Here is a 16,132-nt window from a genome sequence, read left to right as displayed (position 1 = left end):
GGATCCCGGCGGTGACCGGTGATGGTGGGGGTGCGGCGCGGTGGATGATCGACCTGCGCGGGGCGCGTCTCTGGGCCATGCTGAGGCAATCCCGCAATCCCGTGTCTTCCGTTCCGGACTGGAGTTCCGCCGTGCTCGAACGCAAGCATCACAAGGATCAGACCGACGCCGAGGCTGCGTTCGTGCTGCCGACCGGGGGCGCGCCCGGCGGTCCGCAGACCGGAACCACCCACGAGGCGGGATACCGGTCCGGCGGTGCCGGGTCCGCCACCGGCGCCCCGGCGGCCAGGGCGAGCCGCTCCTTCCGCTACCTCGCGGCCGGCGATTACTGGTTCGACCGCGACGCCGCCGTGGCACGCCCGTAGGGCGACAGCCGCGCCCACACATCAGCGCCCTACGTGTGCGCAGGTGCGGCCCGCAGCCCTTCGAGCAGCGTCGTCAGGTAGCGGTGGGCGGTGTCGATCCGGTCGGCCGGCTCGCCGCCGTGGACGTGCACGGCGTAGGCGATCCCGCACATGAGCGGGACCAGGTCTCCCGGGGCCAGGTCGGGCCGGACCGCCCCGGACCGGCGGGCCCGGTCGAGGAGGGTGGCGCCGGCCGACCACATCGCGCTCTTGAGCTCCGTGGTGCGCGGCAGCGTGTCCGCGGCCGCGGCGGTGACCGGGGCCAGTGAGGCATCGGTGACCTGCGCTTCGACGGTGCGGGTCAGGAAGGCCTCCAGGGCGCGCCACGGATCGGTGTCGGCCAGCGCCCGCCGGCCGTGGGCGGCGAGGGTCTCCAGGCATGGGGTGGCGACGGTCTCCAGCAGGGCCTCTGGCGTGGCGAAGTGCCGGTAGACGGTGCCGACGCCGAGTCCGGCGCGGCGGGCGACATCGTTGAGCTGCAGGGGTGTGCCTTCGTCGACGAGAGTGCGGGCGACGGCGATGATCCGTTCCCAGTTGCGGGCCGCGTCCTTGCGCAGGGGTGTCGTCGTCATGGGGACATGTTAATCGGATGGCCCATCCGGATGACCTCACGGCCCACCCACTCGGTCCGCACCTCGACTCCGCGCCCTCGGTCCGCACCTTCAGTCCGCGCCCCCGGTCGGCACCCCCGGTCGGCACCCCCGGTCGGCGATCTGCGCCCTCCGTATCGCCCGGCCCGGCAGATCAGGCGACTACGACCGGTGCGTACCGCTCGCTGAGGCGCCGTACGGCCGTGGCGACAGCAGGGTCGGTCGCCGCACGGAAGGGGGCCACCTGGGTGGCCCGGGCGCCGATGACGATGCCGGTCCGTCCCGTCAGGGCCTCGTCGGTGGCGGCGAGGATCGAGGACCTGGCCGCCACCGACGCCGGTCCGGAGGTCGAGCGGGCGAACCTGCGGCGCACCAGCGGCCACAGCAGCCGCAGGGCGGGAGAGACGATCCTCGGGTCGTTCATGGTCCCGTTGGTCATGTCGGTCGCGGCGCCTCCCGGGTCGGCGGCGAAGACCGATACGCCCGTGCCCTCCAGCCGAGCGGCCAGGTCGAGGGTGTGAGCGAGGTGGGCGAGCTTGGCGCGGCCGTACCAGTGGAAGCCGTAGTAGCCGCCGGGCGGCTCCACGGCGTCGAACACCCGCTTCGCGAGCCCGACCGCGCCGGAGGTCACGTTCACGATCCGGCTCGGAGCGCCGGCCGTCAGCGTGGGCAGCAGCAGCTCGGTCAGCAGGTACGGCGAGAGGTGGTTGACGACGAACGACGCTTCGATCCCGCCCGGGTCCCGTCGTTCGGCGAACATCGCCCCGACATTGTTGACCAGGACGGTCAGCGGATCGCCCGAGGTGGCACGGTCGGAGGCGATCCGGTCGGCGAGCGCGCGCACCTCGTCGAGTGAGCCGAGGTCGGCCGCGAGGAAGCGCGGCGGGTACGCCGGACTCGTCGCGTTGATCCGATCGACCGCTCGGGCGCCCCGGTCGGCGTCACGGCCGACCACGGTGACCGCGAACCCGGCAGCCGCCAGCCCCAGCGCCGTCTCCAGGCCGATGCCGGCCGTTCCGGCCGTCACCACAGCAGTCTTCTTCATGGCTCTCCCACCCTCGATTCAGATCCGGATAGAACATCCGGTTACCGCGACCGTAACACGGATCCGGATCACCTATCCGCTTCGAGTCGTCGAGATCGGAGACACATGGGGTTGACCCTGCCCCTGCGTCAGGGTTGGAGCCTTGGTGCATGACGAACCACAGCACTTCCTCGACTCGGCCCGCCCCGCCCCGCCGATCGGAGGATTCCAAGAGATCGACGGCCGCCGCGTCTTCGTGCACCGGTCGGGCAGCGGCGGACCCGCCGTCGTGTTCCTGCCGGGCGCCGGCGCGGTCGGCCCGGCCCGTACGTGCTGGCGGCGCACTCCCTCGGCGGTGCCTACGCGCATCGGTTCGCGCAGTTGTACCCGCAGGACGTGGCCGGACTGGTCTGGTTGGACGCGTTCCACCGCGACTGGGACGACTTCATGCCTCCCACGGCGGGCCTGGCCGCGACCGAGCAGATGGCGCCCGGCCCGGAGCAGCTCGAGCACATGCGCCCGGCCCTGCGCGAGATGGGAGCCGAGTTGCTCGCGGACCACCCGGAGCACCTGAGGCAGCCGCTGATCGATGCCAAGGCGAGTGCCGAGTGGCTCCACGTCGGTATCGCCGAGCGCAGCAGGTTGGTCGAACTCGCCACCGAGCTGAAGGCCGGGCCGGGCGTTCCCGACGTACCGCTGGTCGCTCTGACCGTGGTGGGCACCGACCCCGACCGGCCGGGGCGGACGCCGGAGCGGACGGTGAGCGATCTGCGCGACGGCAGGACGAGGATGGACGCCGCCCTGGTGAGCGCGGTCTCGCACGGGGAACAGCGGATCATCTGCGACACGCTCCACCACCGGCTCTGCTTCGATCGTCCCGATGCCGTGGTCCAGGCGGTCCGCGACGTCGTCGGCCGGCTGGGCCGTCCTTGAACAGCGCCTGGACTCGGCTCGACCACGCCGGATGATCCGAGGTGAACGGTGCTGACGATCAGTCAACTCGCGCGGACGGCCGGGGCGACCGTTCGCACGGTGCGCCACTACCACCACATCGGCCTGCTGCCGGAGCCCGAGCGGGATTCCTCCGGATACCGCCGCTACAGCGCGCAGGCGGCGGTGGACCTCATCCGGATCCGGACCCTCGCCGATGCCGGTGTTCCGCTGTCCCGGATCGACGCGCTGCTGCACGCGCAACAGAGCGAGTTCGCATCGGCCATCACGGACATCGACGCCGAACTCCAGCACAAGATCGACCAACTCACCGCATACCGGCGCCGGATCGCCGACCTGGCGAGCGGCGAGACGCTCGCCCTCCCCCCGGACGTGGTCGCCCTCCTGAACCGGATGCGCGGCCTCGGGATCAGCGAACGGAGGGTGCGCCTGGAGCGCGACTCATGGATCCTGCTCCAGGCGCTGGAACCGAGCTCCATGCCGCAACGGATACGCGACAAGAGCGCCAGGTTCGACGACCCCGAGACGACGCGCCTGTATCTCGCGTGCGATCGGTCCGTCGACTGGGATCCGCACGATCCCCGCCTGGACCGGCTCATCGACGATCTCGACGCGTGGGAGAGACGGCACGAACGGGACGGCGACCGGCCGAAGAGCCCGAAGCTGGTCTTCTCACGAATCCATCTCGATGCGTCACCGGCCTGGCAGCGCATCCTCGACACGCTCGCCCGCCGCGCCGAGCAGCGCCGGCGCACCGGGCACGGGGGCTGACGCGCCGCACCCATGATGGAAGATCCCACCGGGACGAGCGCCGCGGCGTCGTATCACGGGTGCGGCAGGGGTTCAGCGGGAGTCGTCGGGCGTGGGGGTCGCGGCGCGGCGGAAATCGGCGTTGATGCGCTGAGCCTCTTCGAGCTGGTCCTCCAGGATGACGATGCGGCAGGCGGCTTCGACCGGCGTGCCCTGGTCGACGAGCTCCCGGGCGCGGGCCGCGATCCGCAGCTGGTAGCGGGAGTACCGGCGGTGGCCGCCCGCGGAGCGCAACGGCGTGATCAGCCGGGCCTCGCCGATGGCGCGCAGGAACCCCGGGGTCGTGCCGAGGAGTTCGGCAGCCCTGCCCATCGTGTAGGCGGGGTAGTCATCGTCGTCCAGTCGGCCGCCGAGCGAGTCATCCGCTGTCATCTGCACCTCTTCGTGGGAACGCGTCGAAGGGCCTTGGTGCCGTACGGCACCAAGGCCCTGAAGGAAATTCAACACCATCTACCGGCCTCAGTGCTGCGCCGGCTCTCTGTTTCCGCTTCGCGCCCTGGAGACGGGCGGGAGTGCGGGGATCGGGAATGCCTGACCGGGGACCACCTTCCATTCGGGGGTCGTGCGGTACCCGGGCGCGAGCTGCCTACCCGGGCGATCCTGATGGTGTCTGCTTCCTCCATTCCTTCGCTCTTGGCTATGGAAGAAACCATAGGCACGTCACAGCCGGATGTCTACTCTGACCGCGATAGATTTTCTCGTGGTCGACGGTGAAAGACCTTCTCCCGAACGGCACAGCAGTGAGGGCCCGACCGCGTACGGCGGTCGGGCCCTCAATTGCTGTACGGCTGGTGCGCGGTCAGGCGGAAGCCGATACGGGCGCGGGCGCGCCGAGCATCGCCGAGGCCCGCTGCAACGGGGTGAGCGCGGGCTCGGGCTCGGCCGGAGCCTGCGGCAGGCCGTGGCACGTGAATCCGAGCATGGTCATGGCACGTACGACCTCGCCGGCGCTGAAGTCCCGGCGGTCCTGGCGCGTGACGACCTGGCCGACCTGCTTGACCGGGTAGGTCCTGCGTCCGATGGTCACGGACTCACCGACGACGGGCTCGGGCTTGATGCCCTTCATCGACTCCAGCACCCCGATCTTGGTCAGGTCGAACGGGAATCGGGCGATGACGCAGCGCATGATGCCTCGCAAGGGGAAGGGGACACGGAAGGGAACAGGCACGCAGAGGGAACGACTGTCACGCCGCGTCGGCGGCGGACTGCCGGACGGGCCTGCGCCGGGCGGCCGCGCCCGCGGGGCGGCGCCGGTTGCGCGAGCCGGAGCCGGTGCGCTCGCGCCGCTCGGGCGCCGGGGAGGTGATGACGACCGGGATGCCGGAGGGGGCCTGCGCGCCGGTGATCCGGCTCAGGGCCTCTTCGCCGGAGCGGACCTGGGTGGTCTGCGGGGTGATCCCGGCGGCCGCCATCAGGCGCGCCATGTCGCGGCGCTGGTTCGGCGTGACCAGCGTGACGACGCTGCCGGACTCACCGGCACGGGCGGTACGGCCGCCGCGGTGCAGGTAGTCCTTGTGGTCGGTGGGCGGGTCCACGTTGACGACGAGGTCGAGGTTGTCGACGTGGATGCCGCGGGCCGCGACGTTCGTGGCGACGAGTACGCTGACGTGCCCGGTCTTGAACTGGGCGAGGGTGCGCGTGCGCTGCGGCTGCGACTTGCCCCCGTGCAGGGCGGCGGCCCGTACCCCGCTGTTGAGCAGGTGGCTGGTCAGCTGGTCCACGGCGTGCTTGGTGTCCAGGAACATGATGACGCGGCCGTCGCGCGCCGCGATCTCGGTGGTCGCCGCGTGCTTGTCACCGCCGTGCACGTGCAGCACGTGGTGCTCCATCGTCGTCACCGCGGCCGCGGACGGGTCGACGGAGTGCACGACCGGGTCGGTCAGGTAGCGGCGCACCAGCAGGTCGACGTTGCGGTCGAGGGTGGCGGAGAAGAGCATCCGCTGGCCTTCGGGGCGCACCTGGTCGAGCAGGGCGGTGACCTGCGGCATGAAGCCCATGTCGGCCATCTGGTCGGCTTCGTCCAGAACGGTGATGCCGACCTGGTTCAGTCGGCAGTCCCCGCGGTCGATCAGGTCCTTGAGCCGTCCCGGCGTGGCGACGACGACCTCGGCACCGCCGCGCAGCGCGCCGGCCTGCCGCCCGATGGGCATGCCGCCGACGACGGTGGCCAGCCGCAGCTTGACCGAGCGGGCGTAGGGGGTGAGGGCGTCGGTGACCTGCTGGGCCAGCTCGCGGGTCGGTACGAGGACCAGGGCGAGCGGCTGACGGGGCTCGGCGCGCTGTCCGGCCGTACGGGCCAGCAGGGCGAGGCCGAAGGCCAGGGTCTTGCCGGAGCCGGTCCGGCCGCGGCCGAGCACGTCGCGGCCCGCCAGGGAGTTCGGCAGGGTCGCGCCCTGGATCGGGAACGGCACGGCCACGCCCTGCGCGGTGAGTGCGGCGAGCAGCTCCTCGGGCATGGCGAGGTCGGCGAAGGCCTCGACGGCGGGCAGCGCGGGGGTGATCGTCTTGGGCAGGGCGAACTCGCCCTGGATCGCGGCGGGCCGGCGGCCGTACCCGCCCGAGCGGCTCGGGCCGCCGGAGCGGCTGGGGGCCGAACCGCCGAAGCGGCCCCCGCTCTTGCCGTAGCCGGATCCCGAACCGGAACCGGTGCTGCTGTTACGGGTGCGGGCGAATCGGTCGTTCGTGCGCGTGCGGTTCATGCGGAACCTTCCTCGATACGGCTCATATCAAGGAATTCCCGCCGTCGTGCACTGCGCGGAGAATTGCAAGAACGGGCCGAATAGAAATGCGAAACAGGCCTGGCCGGCCGAATATAAAGGCGGGCGGCAGGTGCTGAAAATGATGGTGACACCCTGAGGGCGTGGGACCCGGGACGTGATCCGGGGTGAAACCGGTGCGGAACCGGTGTGGAACCGGGCATGGAACCCGGCGTGTCGGCCGGCGCATCGGCCGGCCGAGGAGCCGCGTACGAAGGACTGCGGATTCCTCGAAGCGGTCCCCGCGGCCGGCGCGGGGAGGCGCGAAAACGGGCGCAGCTGGGGCCCGCACCTCGAAGGATGCGGGCCCCAGCTACAAAGTGCGCGTCAGCGTCAGGCGGGAACGATGTTCTCGGCCGTCGGGCCCTTCTGGCCCTGCGCGATGTCGAAGCTGACCTTCTGGCCCTCGAGCAGCTCACGGAAGCCCTGGGCGGCGATGTTCGAGTAGTGGGCGAACACGTCAGCGCCGCCACCGTCCTGCTCGATGAAGCCGAAGCCCTTTTCCGCGTTGAACCACTTCACGGTTCCAGTAGCCATGTCATATCTCCTTTGGGGCAGTACATCGGGCTCCACACTGTGTGGAGTCCGTGTCGCCGCGATGATTGCCCCGTCCGGAAATGACCGGATAAGTAAAAGCACACCCAGGGTGCAGAGACCTGCTGGGGTACTTGAAGTTTTGGGAACCACAACTGCAACTGAGATCGACAGTAGCACGCATCGGTAGCCGGTGTGCCGTGAAGAATCTCGCATCGTCGACTGCAGGAAAAAGCCTCACGGCGTGGTTCGCCTAATTCTCATCGCGCGGGCACAGATATTGACTGCCGGGGAGGCTCAGAACGTCAACCGGAAGAGCGCGCCGCCTCCCGGGGCGGCTTCCGCCGTCAGCTCCGCGGCGTGCGCACGGGCGATCTGCCGTGCCATGGCCAGGCCCAGCCCCGAACCGGGCAGGGCGCGGGCCGCCCCGGCCCGGTAGAACCGGTCGAAGACGTGCGGCAGGTCCTGCGCCGCAATGCCCGGCCCGTGGTCGCGCACCGTCAGCTCCGGACCCCGGCCGGGGGCGCCCGCCACCAGCTCCACTTCCACGGGCAGCCCGCCCCGGCTGAACTTGGCCGCGTTGTCCAGCAGGTTCCCCAGCAGTCGGCTCAGCCGTGCCGGTACCCCGGGCACCACGAGCGACTCCGCCGGCACCCGTACCTGGAACGGCACGGCCGGCCAGTGCGTCCGCGCGGCCTGCGCACAGTGCTCCACGAGGGCGCCCAGGCGGACCTGCTCCACCAGCGGCTGTGGCTCCTCGTCGCGCGCCAGCTCGATCAGGTCGTTGACGAGCCCCGTCACCTCCCGCAGCTGCCGCCCCAGCGCCGCGGAGGCCCGGCCGCGCTGGTCCGGTGTGAGCCGGTCGGCCCGCGCCAGCAGTTCGGCGTTGGTCCGCAGTGCGGTCAGTGGGGTGCGCAGTTCGTGCGAGGCGTCCGCGACCAGTTGCCGCTGCGCGGTGACCGACTGCTCCAGCTCCCCCAGCATGGTGTTGAAGCTCCCGGCGAGCCGGGTGATCTCGTCCTCCCGACCCGGTGGCGGCAGCTCGATACGGTGCCGCGGATCTCGGGTGGCGGCGATCCGCTCGGCCGTCGCGGTGAGCCGGGTGACCGGCGCCAGGCCGGTCCTCGAGACCCAGTACCCGAGGAGTGCGGCCAGCAGCACCCCGGCCACCGCCGTCACCACGAGCCACCCGGCTGCCTCCTCGATGCCGTCCTCCACCGTGTCGGCCCGCAGGGCGACCTGGAGGGCCCGCCCCTTGGCGTAGTCGGTGGTGAGCATCCGGGCGGGATACCCGGCCAGGGTGATGTTCGTGTAGTACGGGGCCCGCTCGCCCCCGGCGACCTGCCGCGCGGCCGGGGCCACGGGGAGCAGTCCCGGGCTTCCGGGGTCCTTGGCCGGGTCGGCGGCCACCACCTCCGCGCACGCGGGAGCCGCCAGGTAGCGGCACTCCCCCGCCAGGGTGCCCGGCGCCGCTCCGGGGTTGCGCTGGGCGGCGAGCCGCGCGGACTGGGTCAGGCTGAGGTCGAGCTGCTGGTAGAGCGCGGAGCGGACCACGAGGAACGCCGCCGCGCACACCCCGACGGCCACCACGGCCACGGCGGCGGTGACGGACAGCGCCAGCCGGGTCCGCAGGGGACGGCGTCTGCGCCAGGCGCGGCCCAGCCGACGGCGGCCGCCGCTCACGCCGCGTCCAGCCGGTAGCCGACCCCGTGAACGGTGTGGACCAGCCGGGGCTCGCCCGCTGCCTCCAGTTTCCGGCGCAGGTAGCCGATGTAGACGGCCAGGGAGTTGGAGTCCGGCCCGAAGTCCCGGCCCCACACCAGCTCCAGGATCAGCTCGCGCGGCAGTACCTGGCGCGGGTGGCGCAGGAGCAGCTCCAGCAGGGCCGCTTCGGTACGGCTGAACTCCAGCGGGCGTCCGCCCCGCCGACCCGTCCGGGTCTCGGGGTCGAGGACGAGGTCGGCGAAGCCGAGCGGGGCGGCGCCCCCGGGTCCGGGCGCGGCCCGCCGGAGCAGCGCCCGGACGCGGGCCACCAGCTCGTCCAGGGCGAACGGCTTGACGAGGTAGTCGTCGGCGCCCGCCTCCAGCCCGTCGACGCGCTCGCTGACGGAGTCGAGCGCGGTCAGGACGAGGACGGGCGTACGGTCGCCCACCGCCCGCAGCTGCCGGCACACGGCGAGCCCGTCGAGCACCGGCATCATCACGTCCAGGACGACGGCGTCCGGCTCCCAGGCCGCCACCTGCGAGAGGGCCGCCAGACCGTCGGCGGCGCCCAGGACCTCGTACCCCTCGACCGTCAGTCCGTCCTCGACGGCCTCCCGCACCTCGGGCTCGTCGTCGACGACGAGGATGCGCCGCCCGCTCGTACTGCCTGTGCCGCCTGTGCCGCCTGTACGGCCCGTACCGCCTGCGCTTCCCGTACTGCCCGTGCTGCCCATGGAGCTCATGGGGCAAAGCCTGCCAAACGCTTCTGAGAGAACCTCTTAGAAGGCGGTTCGTGAGCGGATGTCCGTTTCCGGGTGAGGCTGGGACAGGGCTGCTGGTCAGGGTGCTCGGCCGGCTACTGCTTCCTGGTGAAGCCGCCGGTGTCGGCTTCGGTGAGGATGCCGAGCTTGACCACCCTGACACCTGTCAAGGGCCCGCTGATCACGGCAACACCGAGGGCCGGCAGCGCTGGAGGATCACCGTCCCGTAGTTCCCGGACCGCGCTTGCGCGGCGTGACCGCGACGCCGGTCGGCCCGTCGCCGACGGGCACCGTGCCGGTAACCCGCGCGGTTGCCGTGTCGATGACCGACACCGTGTCCGCTTCGAATTCACTGACGTAGAGGTGGGAGCCGTCGGGGCCGACGGCGAGTCCATTGGGGCCGGCACCCACCTCGATGGTGTCCGTGACGCCATGGGTACGGGTGCTGATCACCGACACGCTGTTCGACCCGACATTGGCCACGTAGACGTGGCGTCCGTCAGGGCCGGCGCCGATGCCGGCGGGCTGCACTCCGACCGGGATGCGGGCCGTGACCGTGTTGCCGCGGGTCTCGATCACCGACAGGTCGTCCGAGGTCAGGTCCGAGACGTAGAGCTGACGGCCGTTCGGGGTGAGGGTCAGTGCGGTGGGACCGTTGCCCACGGGGACCGTGTCCACGACCGTGTTGGTGTCGGTCCGGACCACTGAGACGTCGTCCGAAGCCGCGTTGGCGACGTAGAGGCGGGAGCCGTCCGGCAGCACGGCCAGGCCCAGGGGCGAGTCCCCCACCTTGACGGTGTCCGTGACCTTCCGCGTGCGGGTGCTGATCACCGAGACGTCGTCCGACCTCACGTTGGCCACGTACGCGTGCCCTCCGTCCGGTGAGATCGTGACCCTGCTGGGTTCTTCTCCCACGGCAATGGTGTCGATGACCGTCCTGGTGCGGGCCTCGATCACCGACACGGTGTCCGCCGCGGAGTTCGTGACGTAGACGTGCGAGCCGTCGGGAGTCACGGCCACGCTGTCGGGCCCGTCACCCACGCGAACATCGTCCACGACCGTGTCGGTACGTGTGTCGATCACCGAGACCGTGTCGGAGCGGAGGTTCGCGACGAAGGCAAAGGCGAAGGAGCCCGGCTGTGCGGAGGCGTTCGGTGCCGGCGCCGCGAGCGTCCCCGCTGCGCTCGCCAGCGCCGCGAGTGCCACCGTCAGAGCCCCGCCCGCTCGACGCCCGGTCCCCTGAGTCCGTGTCATGGACCACAAGCTACGGCTCGCGGTACCGGTCAGAGGCGAGGCTCGCCCCGAAGGCAACGGCACGGGTGGGGATTCGGAAGACCAGGGCGGAGGATCAGGGTGCTCGGCCGGCTACTGCTTCCTGGTGAAGCCGCCGGTGTCGGCTTCGGTGAGGATGCCGAGCTTGACCAGGCGTTTCAGTTTGGCGCGGGTGCCCTCGATGTTCTTCGGCACCAGTTGGTGGTTGAGGGCTTCGCAGACGTCCCGGGCTCGCAGCAGGCTGGTCACGTCGTTGAAGACGGCGAGGATGCGGGGGTAGTCCGGGTGCTCGGGCAAGTCCGGCGGGGCGGCCGGGAGCCGGTCGGCGAAACCGGTGACAGTCTTCCGTGTGATCGCGAGGTGTTCGAGGTGGGTCTCGGCCTCCCGCAGCCGGGCCTGCAGGTCGTCGATCCGGGTGCGGAGGTCGTCGGCCAAGGCCCGGGCGGCGTCTTCCTGGATGCCGAGCGCGTCGAGCAGGGGCTGGAGGTTCACGCGCTCACCGTCTGCGGTTCGCGCCAGGTGGGGGTGTTCTCGCCGGTGAGGCGGCGGGCCATGACCTGGGTCATGGCCCAGTAGACGCGGGAGACGGACGAGGCCGGGCGGTGCTCGTAGTCGCGGACCAGACGCCGGTGCAGCATCAGGATCCCGTAGGTCTGCTCGACTCTCCACCGCTTGGGCTGCGGAACGCCCCCCCCCTCTCCTGCGGGTCGCGCGCGACGATCTCGACGTCGATGCCCAGGCCGGCTCCATGCGCGACGACCTGGTTCTTGAAGCCCTGGTCGACAAGGGCCTTCTCGGCGGTTCCGCCGGTGTGTTCGGCGACCTGGTCCAGCAGGGCGACGCCCACGGTGTCGTCGTGCGCGTTCGCGGCGAGGACGGCCACCGCGATGACCAGGCCGAGCACGTCCACGGCCAGGCCCCGCTTGCGGCCCGTGCGGGAGGTAGGCCCACTGGCAGCCGGTCCGGCCCTGGTAGAGGATGGCGTTCACGATCTCCCGCATCGCGTAGGCGCCCTGGTGGCCGCTGACCGAGCGGTGCCGGTCCTTCCACGCCGTGATCACCGGCTCGATCAACGCCCACTGCCTGTCCGATAAGTCACTCGGGTACGGCTTGCGTTCAGTCACCTCGTCACCTCGTCACATCAGCAGATCAGCAGATCAGTGACCGGGAACCGGCGGATTCAGACCACACCCACACCACCATCAGGCGATGCCAGAACCACCCGAAGCCTCACGAACCGGCCTCTTAGAACCTTCTTAGGGCGCACCGGGAGTGTGCGGCCATGACCACACCACGACACACACCCGCGGCGCTCTCCGTCGTGATCGGTGCGGGCGGCACCGGCGGGCACATCTATCCGGGGCTGGCGCTCGCGGAGGCGCTGCGCGCCGCCGTGCCCTCAGCCGTGGTCTCGTTCATCGGGACCGAGCGGGGCCTGGAGACCGAGCTGATCCCCGGCGCCGGCTACCGCCTGCACACCGTCGACATGATCCCCTTCGACCCGGCCCTCGGCGCGAAGCGGTACCTGCTGCCCGCGGCGCTGCTGCGCTCGGCCCATCAGGCGCGCACGGTGATCCGGGCGCAGGGCGCCCAGGTCGTCGTCGGCATGGGCGGCTATCCGAGCGCGCCCGCCGTGCTCGGGGCGCGGCTGTCCGGGCTGCCGGCGGTGATCCACGAGTCCAACGCGGTACCGGGCCGTGCCAACCAGTTCGCGGCCCGGCTCACCCCGCACGTCGCCGTGGCCTTCGACCGCAGCCGGGGCCACCTTTCCGGCGGTGACCGCGCGCTGACCACGGGGATGCCGATCTCCGCGGCGCTCGCGAGCCTCGCCGAGCTCCCCCGGCCGGACCGGTCGGCCCTGCGCGCCGAGGCCCGGCGCGCCCTCGGAGTCCCGCCGGGGCGGCGGCTGGTCGTCTTCAACGGCGGCAGCCTGGGCGCCGTACGCCTGACGGGGGCCGCCGTCGCGCTGGCCGGGCTCTGGCAGGGGCGGGACGACGTACAGCTGCTGGTCAAGACGGGTCCGGCGGCGCTGCCGGGTGCCGTGGCCGACCTCACCACGTCCGGTGGGCAGCGCATCGCGCGGGCGGTGCCGTACCTGGACCGGATGGACCTCGTCTACGGGGCCGCCGACCTGGTGGTGTGCCGGGCGGGCTCGGCGACCGTCGCCGAACTCGCGGCGACCGGGGTGCCGGCGGTGCTGGTGCCCTACCCGTACGCCCCCGGCGACCACCAGACCCACAACGCGCGGGTGCTGTCCGACGCGGGCGCGGGGCTGCTGCTGCCCGACGCCGAGACCACCGCCGGGCGCCTCGCCGACCTCATCGGCCCCCTGCTGGCCGATCCGGCCCGGCTGGCGTCGATGGCCGGCGCCGCCGACCCCGGCCCGCACGCGCGGGCCGCCGAACTGCTGGCCGCGGAAGTCCTCCGCGTCGTCGGCCCCGTCCCCTCCCCCCACCTGGAGCGCATATGAACAGCTGGACCGACCGGACCGTCCTCGTCACCGGCGCCGAGGGCTTCATCGGCTCGACGCTGGTGGACCTGCTGGTGTCCCGCGGCGCGCGGGTGCGCGCCTTCGTGCACTACAAGCCGTACGCGGAGAAGGGCCACCTGGCTCGCTACCTCGCCGACCCGGACGGCCGGGACGGCTCGGTGGAGATGTGGGCGGGCGACGTCCGTGACGCGGGCCGGGTCAGCGACGCGGTGGCCGGCTGCGACACCGTGTTCCACTTGGCGGCGCTGATCGGGATCCCGTACAGCTACGCCTCGCCGGGCGCGTACGTGCAGACGAACGTGACGGGCACGCAGAACGTGGCGGAGGCCTGCCGACGGCACGGCGTGGGCCGCCTCGTGCACACCTCTACCAGCGAGGTCTACGGGACGGCGCTGACCGCGCCGATCTCCGAGAGCCACCCGCTTCAGCCTCAGTCCCCGTACTCCGCTTCGAAGATCGGCGCGGACATGATGGCGCTCTCCTTCCACCACGCCTTCGAACTGCCGGTGACAGTGGTGCGCCCCTTCAACACGTACGGGCCGCGCCAGTCGGCGCGCGCGGTGATCCCGACGATCCTGGCCCAGCTGCACGCGGGCTCCCGGGAGATCCGCCTCGGCTCGCTCGCCCCGACCCGGGACTTCACGTATGTGACGGACACGGCCGAGGGCTTCCTGGCAGTGGCGGAATGCGACCGGGCTCTGGGCGAGGTGGTCAATCTCGGCACGGGCGAGGAGATCTCCGTGGGCGCCCTGGCCGAGGCCTTGATCGCCGCCTCCGGAAGGGACGCGGAGGTCGTGGTGGACCCGACGCGGCTCCGCCCGTCGGGCAGTGAGGTCCAGCGGCTGCTGTCGGACAACTCCCGGGCCCGCGAGTGGGCCCGCTGGCAGCCGCGGGTCGGCCTGCAGGAGGGCCTGCGCCGCACATCGGACTGGATCGCGGCGAACCCCGCCCTCTTCGCGCCGGACCGGTACGCGGTGTAGGGCCCGGGCCGTTGCCTGGCGACTCCTGGGGCGACTGAGGTGGACAGGAGGCGCGCCGCTCCTATCGGCCGTCCGATGAGGTCGGGTGGGGTGTGTTCGGCCATTCGTCGCGGAGCATCCCGAACAGGACGGTGTCGTACCGGGTGCCCGCCACCAGGATCGCGTCGCGGCGGCGGCCCTCCTCGTGGAAGCCGGCGCGGGTAAAGGCGTGCACGGCGCGCTCGTTGCCGCTCCAGGTGTCCAGCTCGATCCGGTGCAGCCCGAAGGTTCCGAAGAGGTGGTTCACCAGGAGCCGCAGGGCCTCCGAGCCGTAGCCCCTGCCCCAGCGGTCGCGCTCGCCGATGGTCAGTCCGACCGTGGCCACGCGGGCGAACGGGTCCAGGTCGCGGTAGTCGGCCATGCCGATCGGTGTCCCGTCGGCCAGGTCCTCGATCGTGAAGACGGCGGACTCACGCGGGTTCAGCCGGAGCATGGTGTCGAATCCCAGGCTCACCGCCTCAGCCGTGACCGGCCCGAAGAGCGGATCCCCCGCGGCGGCCCAGTGGACCACCTCCACGTCGTTGCGCCACCGCACGTGATGTTCCAGGTCCTGCGCACGCAGTACGCGCAGCCCCACCAGTTCGCCGTTGATCATGATCGAATGGTAGGCGGGCCGCCCGAAGGAGCGGGTGCCATTTTTCGGTGGTCGCCGCCGGAGGCCGGGCGGTGAGGTTCCGGAGCCGCCGCCCTTCGTGTCGACTTCTCAGGTCCGGTGGTCGAGGCGGAGGCGAGTGCGGGGTGGGAGGGGCATTCTGGGGCCCGTACACACCTCGATCGAGGGGAAGCCTGATGACGGAACCCGGTCCGCTGCCTGAACCCGACCTCGCCGCGCGCCCGCACGCTCTGGCGGTGGAGCGGTGATGAAGGCCTCGACCGAAGCCGTGTACCGGGCGTGGACCGAGGGGTTCGACACCTGATTCGCGGAGCCGGGCACGGTCCGCATGCGCGCAGCGGTGGACGAACCGTTCGTGTTCGTCACCCGGCACGAGAACCGGATCCACCCCCACTACGGAAGGTTCCTGGCGCTGGAGCCGCACCGGCTGGTCCGGCTGACCTGGGTCACGGGCGCCCTGGGCACCGACGGCGCCGAGACGGTCGTCACCGTCGAGCTGGAGCCCTCCCGGGACGGCGGGACCCGGCTGCGACTCACCCACGCCGGCTTCTACGACCGAGCCGGCGTCGAGCGCCACACGACGGCGTGGGCCGACCACGTCCTGCCCCACCTCGACGAGGTCCTGACCGCGAACGCCCCGTCCGGCGGATCACCCGGTCGACAGGCCGAGTAGCCCCGGCCCGGCTGGATGACCACGACCGACCGGCGCGGTGCCGAGGACGGACGGAACGGCCCTCGGCGGCCGCCGTCGACCCCTGTCCGCATCAGGGGCGGGCGCCGGCGCCGAGCGTACGACGGGGCGTTGCGGGGAGTTCCGCGTCGGCGAGGACGGGCGGGGCGGGTGGGTGCGTCTCGATGGCTCGTTCGGCAGCCGTGCGGCCGCGGGCGGCGGGCTGCTCCTGGGGGTCGACGGCGGGGGCCGGTCCTTGCCCGAGCGGGCGGCGCGTAGTGCTCATCGTCCCAGTCTCGCAGCCTTCCTGACGTGCCGTCCGGGGAGGGTGGCCCACTCCCCCTGTGGCTGACGGCGTCCCCGGCGGTCGGAATGCTCCGCCGGCTCCCGCTCCCGGCCACCCGCCCGTGGTGCGGACGGGCCGCCGATGACGGCAGGGCGACGGGCCAACCCTCCGCCGCCGGACCGTGCGGCGCGCCGTCCGGCCTCCATCCGGGTCCGGACAACGATCGGCCGCTCTGCCGCACGCCGGC

Annotated in this window: 18 protein-coding genes and 1 pseudogene; 6 read left to right on the top strand and 13 right to left on the bottom strand. The window is 71.9% G+C overall.

Going from position 1 to position 16,132, the window contains the following annotated elements; all coding sequences use genetic code 11:
* The first annotated feature begins 44 nt into the window (after positions 1-44).
* Positions 45-365 (top strand): hypothetical protein, encoded by a 321-nt coding sequence (locus tag ACIQZO_RS18855; RefSeq protein WP_403627353.1) that lies wholly within the window; start codon positions 45-47, stop codon positions 363-365.
* 29 nt (positions 366-394) lie between these two features.
* Here the strand turns inward: ACIQZO_RS18855 and ACIQZO_RS18850 are convergent, their stop codons facing one another.
* A complete protein-coding gene (locus ACIQZO_RS18850) occupies positions 395-976 on the bottom strand; it encodes a TetR/AcrR family transcriptional regulator (protein WP_403627351.1) in 582 nt (193 codons plus the stop codon).
* A gap of 172 nt (positions 977-1,148) precedes the next feature.
* A complete protein-coding gene (locus tag ACIQZO_RS18845; RefSeq protein ID WP_403627349.1) occupies positions 1,149-2,039 on the bottom strand; it encodes an SDR family NAD(P)-dependent oxidoreductase in 891 nt (296 codons plus the stop codon).
* 309 nt (positions 2,040-2,348) lie between these two features.
* Here ACIQZO_RS18845 and ACIQZO_RS18840 point away from each other — a divergent pair, with 309 nt between their 5' ends.
* Positions 2,349-2,951, top strand: a complete 603-nt coding sequence (locus tag ACIQZO_RS18840; protein ID WP_403627347.1) for a hypothetical protein — start codon at positions 2,349-2,351, stop codon at positions 2,949-2,951.
* A gap of 48 nt (positions 2,952-2,999) precedes the next feature.
* The gene (locus ACIQZO_RS18835) at positions 3,000-3,740 is read left to right on the top strand and encodes a MerR family transcriptional regulator (protein WP_403627345.1); all 741 of its coding nucleotides are present in this window, start codon (positions 3,000-3,002) and stop codon (positions 3,738-3,740) included.
* Positions 3,741-3,812: 72 nt separating this feature from the next.
* Here the strand turns inward: ACIQZO_RS18835 and ACIQZO_RS18830 are convergent, their stop codons facing one another.
* From ACIQZO_RS18830 to ACIQZO_RS18790, 9 genes and pseudogenes are all read right to left on the bottom strand, one after another.
* A complete protein-coding gene (locus ACIQZO_RS18830; RefSeq protein ID WP_403627343.1) occupies positions 3,813-4,151 on the bottom strand; it encodes a MerR family transcriptional regulator in 339 nt (112 codons plus the stop codon).
* Between the two features lie 427 nt (positions 4,152-4,578).
* A complete protein-coding gene (locus ACIQZO_RS18825; RefSeq protein WP_403627341.1) occupies positions 4,579-4,905 on the bottom strand; it encodes an SCO5918 family protein in 327 nt (108 codons plus the stop codon).
* Between the two features lie 58 nt (positions 4,906-4,963).
* A complete protein-coding gene (locus ACIQZO_RS18820) occupies positions 4,964-6,478 on the bottom strand; it encodes a DEAD/DEAH box helicase (protein ID WP_403627339.1) in 1,515 nt (504 codons plus the stop codon).
* A gap of 390 nt (positions 6,479-6,868) precedes the next feature.
* A complete protein-coding gene (locus ACIQZO_RS18815; protein ID WP_004986771.1) occupies positions 6,869-7,072 on the bottom strand; it encodes a cold-shock protein in 204 nt (67 codons plus the stop codon).
* Between the two features lie 294 nt (positions 7,073-7,366).
* The gene (locus tag ACIQZO_RS18810) at positions 7,367-8,752 is read right to left on the bottom strand and encodes a sensor histidine kinase (RefSeq protein ID WP_403627337.1); all 1,386 of its coding nucleotides are present in this window, start codon (positions 8,750-8,752) and stop codon (positions 7,367-7,369) included.
* Positions 8,749-9,516, bottom strand: a complete 768-nt coding sequence (locus ACIQZO_RS18805; RefSeq protein WP_403627335.1) for a response regulator transcription factor — start codon at positions 9,514-9,516, stop codon at positions 8,749-8,751. The genes ACIQZO_RS18810 and ACIQZO_RS18805 overlap by 4 nt, the downstream gene beginning before the upstream one ends.
* A 234-nt stretch (positions 9,517-9,750) precedes the next feature.
* Positions 9,751-10,788: a beta-propeller fold lactonase family protein gene (locus ACIQZO_RS18800; protein ID WP_403627333.1), complete on the bottom strand. Its 1,038-nt coding sequence runs from the start codon at positions 10,786-10,788 to the stop codon at positions 9,751-9,753.
* A 111-nt stretch (positions 10,789-10,899) separates the two neighbouring features.
* Positions 10,900-11,298 carry a hypothetical protein gene (locus ACIQZO_RS18795; protein ID WP_403627331.1) on the bottom strand — a complete coding sequence of 133 codons (399 nt, stop codon included), beginning with the start codon at positions 11,296-11,298 and terminating at the stop codon, positions 10,900-10,902.
* Positions 11,295-11,930: pseudogene (locus ACIQZO_RS18790) on the bottom strand (transposase). Before ACIQZO_RS18790 ends, ACIQZO_RS18795 begins: the two are co-directional and overlap by 4 nt.
* A 158-nt stretch (positions 11,931-12,088) precedes the next feature.
* Here ACIQZO_RS18790 and ACIQZO_RS18785 point away from each other — a divergent pair.
* Positions 12,089-13,276 carry a UDP-N-acetylglucosamine--N-acetylmuramyl-(pentapeptide) pyrophosphoryl-undecaprenol N-acetylglucosamine transferase gene (locus tag ACIQZO_RS18785; RefSeq protein ID WP_403627329.1) on the top strand — a complete coding sequence of 396 codons (1,188 nt, stop codon included), beginning with the start codon at positions 12,089-12,091 and terminating at the stop codon, positions 13,274-13,276.
* The gene (locus tag ACIQZO_RS18780) at positions 13,273-14,277 is read left to right on the top strand and encodes an SDR family NAD(P)-dependent oxidoreductase (RefSeq protein WP_403627327.1); all 1,005 of its coding nucleotides are present in this window, start codon (positions 13,273-13,275) and stop codon (positions 14,275-14,277) included. Before ACIQZO_RS18785 ends, ACIQZO_RS18780 begins: the two co-directional genes overlap by 4 nt.
* A 61-nt stretch (positions 14,278-14,338) precedes the next feature.
* Here ACIQZO_RS18780 and ACIQZO_RS18775 read toward each other — a convergent pair whose 3' ends face one another.
* Positions 14,339-14,911: a GNAT family N-acetyltransferase gene (locus ACIQZO_RS18775; RefSeq protein ID WP_403627325.1), complete on the bottom strand. Its 573-nt coding sequence runs from the start codon at positions 14,909-14,911 to the stop codon at positions 14,339-14,341.
* 346 nt (positions 14,912-15,257) lie between these two features.
* Here ACIQZO_RS18775 and ACIQZO_RS18770 point away from each other — a divergent pair, with 346 nt between their 5' ends.
* Positions 15,258-15,602, top strand: coding sequence for an SRPBCC domain-containing protein (locus ACIQZO_RS18770; protein WP_403627323.1), 345 nt, complete (start codon positions 15,258-15,260; stop codon positions 15,600-15,602).
* A gap of 91 nt (positions 15,603-15,693) precedes the next feature.
* Here ACIQZO_RS18770 and ACIQZO_RS18765 read toward each other — a convergent pair whose 3' ends face one another.
* On the bottom strand, positions 15,694-15,885 hold the full coding sequence (locus ACIQZO_RS18765) for a hypothetical protein (protein WP_403627322.1): 192 nt from the start codon (positions 15,883-15,885) through the stop codon (positions 15,694-15,696).
* Positions 15,886-16,132 lie beyond the last annotated feature (247 nt).

It is taken from the genome of Streptomyces sp. NPDC097617 (assembly GCF_044761485.1).
Lineage (GTDB): Bacteria > Actinomycetota > Actinomycetes > Streptomycetales > Streptomycetaceae > Streptomyces.
This window is presented reverse-complemented; position numbering and strand designations above follow the sequence as displayed.

Coding starts and splice junctions, on each gene's coding strand:
- ACIQZO_RS18855 (WP_403627353.1), top strand. CDS start 45: ATGATCGACCTGCGCGGGGCGCGTCTCTGGGCCATGCTGAGGCAATCC.
- ACIQZO_RS18850 (WP_403627351.1), bottom strand. CDS start 976: ATGACGACGACACCCCTGCGCAAGGACGCGGCCCGCAACTGGGAACGG.
- ACIQZO_RS18845 (WP_403627349.1), bottom strand. CDS start 2,039: ATGAAGAAGACTGCTGTGGTGACGGCCGGAACGGCCGGCATCGGCCTG.
- ACIQZO_RS18830 (WP_403627343.1), bottom strand. CDS start 4,151: ATGACAGCGGATGACTCGCTCGGCGGCCGACTGGACGACGATGACTAC.
- ACIQZO_RS18825 (WP_403627341.1), bottom strand. CDS start 4,905: ATGCGCTGCGTCATCGCCCGATTCCCGTTCGACCTGACCAAGATCGGG.
- ACIQZO_RS18820 (WP_403627339.1), bottom strand. CDS start 6,478: ATGAACCGCACGCGCACGAACGACCGATTCGCCCGCACCCGTAACAGC.
- ACIQZO_RS18815 (WP_004986771.1), bottom strand. CDS start 7,072: ATGGCTACTGGAACCGTGAAGTGGTTCAACGCGGAAAAGGGCTTCGGC.
- ACIQZO_RS18805 (WP_403627335.1), bottom strand. CDS start 9,516: ATGAGCTCCATGGGCAGCACGGGCAGTACGGGAAGCGCAGGCGGTACG.
- ACIQZO_RS18800 (WP_403627333.1), bottom strand. CDS start 10,788: ATGACACGGACTCAGGGGACCGGGCGTCGAGCGGGCGGGGCTCTGACG.
- ACIQZO_RS18785 (WP_403627329.1), top strand. CDS start 12,089: ATGACCACACCACGACACACACCCGCGGCGCTCTCCGTCGTGATCGGT.
- ACIQZO_RS18780 (WP_403627327.1), top strand. CDS start 13,273: ATGAACAGCTGGACCGACCGGACCGTCCTCGTCACCGGCGCCGAGGGC.
- ACIQZO_RS18775 (WP_403627325.1), bottom strand. CDS start 14,911: ATGATCAACGGCGAACTGGTGGGGCTGCGCGTACTGCGTGCGCAGGAC.
- ACIQZO_RS18770 (WP_403627323.1), top strand. CDS start 15,258: ATGCGCGCAGCGGTGGACGAACCGTTCGTGTTCGTCACCCGGCACGAG.
- ACIQZO_RS18765 (WP_403627322.1), bottom strand. CDS start 15,885: ATGAGCACTACGCGCCGCCCGCTCGGGCAAGGACCGGCCCCCGCCGTC.